The sequence below is a fragment of the Calditrichota bacterium genome (assembly GCA_014359355.1).
Lineage (GTDB): Bacteria > Zhuqueibacterota > Zhuqueibacteria > JANLFK01 > Oleimicrobiaceae > Oleimicrobium.
On sequence record JACIZP010000332.1, the window covers coordinates 1 to 2,438 of the forward strand.

Consider the following 2,438-nt stretch of genomic DNA (forward strand, 5'->3'; position numbering starts at 1 on the left):
GGCGCCGGCGGTGGCCCGGAGCGCTGGTAGCCCAACTCGTACATGCGCTGCGCAGTCCGCGCGTTGCGCTTCAAATCCTCAAGGTCATCGCCCATCACCAGGGCAAACACCAAACGCAAAGTGTCGCCAGCACGCCAATCAAAAGGACCGGTGGACATCAGGAAACAGTTCGACCAGCTCTCACCAACACTCGCCGACACGCCATGTCTGTCGAAATGGGGATCCAAGGCACCGCTGGAGTCGGGTAGGAAGAACGCAGCCTTTAGCTCCGGAGACAGGCCAGCGGTATCGCCGCTCAACACCTTGTACTGCCACAGGTCCCTGTCCTTGCGCTCCAAGTAGTTCACCAGGGCGCCCGACTGGTCTTTCTGATACGGTTGGCACCGGTGCCAACCAGTCAGTCCAGGTTCGCCATCTGAGGGATGCGAAGGTGTCTCAAGAAAGGAGACGCCGGCATATGGAACCACAAGATGCGGGTCATTCAGCTGCACACGGATCTGCTCAACCATTTCCGGACGTTTGTACCAATACCCCATGTCATAGCGGTGCATTGTCTGAGACTTTGCGTCCAGCTCGGAGAGAAGATAGTCCACCACTTCACCGTGGTAGCAGGGGCCCCTGGGTGGGCATGCCTCCACATACCAAAACACGCCCAGGTAGACACCCCAGTAGCACCAGCTTGAGAGATTGATCGCCTCAAGCTCATAGAAGGCTAAGGACGCGGCATAGGAGTCCGCAAAGGCACGAACCTGACAGTTGACCTTGGCGCCTATTTCGTAGCCCCGGGCCCCTTTGAAAGTGCGGTTGGCGTATCCCCTATCAGTGAAGGCAAAGAACAGTTCCTCATCGGAAGCGAACATGCCGGGCACAGCCTTCCCGGTGAGAGTGTCTCTTGCCCAGCGGCCAGGCCAACGCCGAAATCCGTACGGGTCAGAAGGCCAGCTCTTCGGCATCGTCGAAGTCGCCATGACTGCCATGTAGGGGGCAAGGGTTTCTGGAAAAAGGTCGCCAACCACTAGTTCTCCCGAAAAAAGCTGGCCTCTTGAGCCAGGCCATGGGCCCCAGTCGGGACCTAGTGCCCCTGCATGGCCATAAGCAGAAAACCCCTCGGCGACTGCTGGGCCAAGGCTTATCGTATCACCCCGCTCCTCATCATACACCTTGGGAGTCCAGGGGCCTTCAGGTACTCCCAGCACGAAGTCAACGTATTCGAAAAAGCGGAGCCCTCCCTTGTATCTCTGCGTGACAGAGAGACCTGTATCAAGGAGAAACGGATATGCCAGCTGCCCGTTCGTCATCGCAATGCGAGGCACATGCCCCACAGTTGTGATGCCTACGGCAAAATCCGCCCCATAGTGTGTTTGGCCAGCGACCGGCGCTCCACAGCGTAGAAGCACGACGACCGCCAGGCCTTTCGCAAGTCTCACGGTCGATGTTCTGGATGTTGACCTTCTTCCCGCTCGACCCTCAATAGGGCAGCATAGCCTGACCCAGCGCACACTCTCTGGCCTTGTGGCTGCACTCGCTGCTCCTCCCGAATACAATAGAAGTCATGCTGGACAATCAAGCCGCACGGATTCGTCACAAAGTAATCGTGCAGATCGCCGTAGGATGCTACCAGATGGAGCGTCCCAGACGGCCTGCAGCAAGAAGACACACACAAGTCGTACCGCCCCTCGGCGTCGCTGCTGGTCTCCGCACACGCTTCCCCTTCCCGCAAGGCAGTGATCACCGCCCCACCCGCGGTGCGCCAAGCCCCTTTAGCCTCATCCCAGTAGTAAGTGTGACCCTGAACATTCGACGCTCCCGTACCCGAGTTCTGTCGCTCAGTGCGCAATAGGCTCGGCCCACCAAACAGCAGGCTCGTGACGAGCGACCATGCTACCAGAGTCGCCCCTTTCCTCTCCATGGAAGCCCTCCTCTACCGTTCTTTGCTGCAACAAGATCCCCCTGCTGCTCCGCGCATTCCGCCAGTTCGCCACGGTCTTCCCTTCCCCAACATCTGCCTCCCCTCGGGACGCTCCGCCCTGCGTGATTCTCGCCTTGCCACCGCTCATAATTTACTGGGTCCTCCAGGCTTTGTCAAGAGTAAAATCCAAAAACCCATGTCATCAAGGCATGATTTTCGAGCGCCGCACCTCCGTGCATCATGCTGGGGAGTGGGAGCTGGGTTTCCTTAAGGACTTCCTTGAAATTGGCCAGCGAGGCCTTCACTCTAAGGAGCTGGTATCGTTAGGGGCCCCTTCATTCTACCGCACCACCGCAAATTTTCCGCGGTGCTGCTCACCCTCCGGTGTCTCCACCACATACAGGTACAACCCATACGCCACCGGCAAACCCTCCTTGTTCCGCAAATCCCACCAACAATACCCCTGCCCCACACTGTCATGATGAAGCGTCACCACATGATCACCCCCCACCGTGTACACCCGCACCTC

At 58.4% G+C, this 2,438-nt stretch carries 3 protein-coding genes; all 3 read right to left on the bottom strand.

Going from position 1 to position 2,438, the window contains the following annotated elements; all coding sequences use genetic code 11:
* Positions 1-1,016 (bottom strand): hypothetical protein (locus H5U38_14020; GenBank protein ID MBC7188138.1); only part of this gene is annotated, 1,016 nt, incomplete at its 3' end.
* 407 nt (positions 1,017-1,423) lie between these two features.
* Positions 1,424-1,909, bottom strand: coding sequence for a hypothetical protein (locus H5U38_14025; GenBank protein ID MBC7188139.1), 486 nt, complete (start codon positions 1,907-1,909; stop codon positions 1,424-1,426).
* A 340-nt stretch (positions 1,910-2,249) separates the two neighbouring features.
* Positions 2,250-2,402, bottom strand: coding sequence for a hypothetical protein (locus H5U38_14030; protein ID MBC7188140.1), 153 nt, complete (start codon positions 2,400-2,402; stop codon positions 2,250-2,252).
* Positions 2,403-2,438: the final 36 nt, after the last annotated feature.

Coding starts and splice junctions, on each gene's coding strand:
- H5U38_14025 (MBC7188139.1), bottom strand. CDS start 1,909: ATGGAGAGGAAAGGGGCGACTCTGGTAGCATGGTCGCTCGTCACGAGC.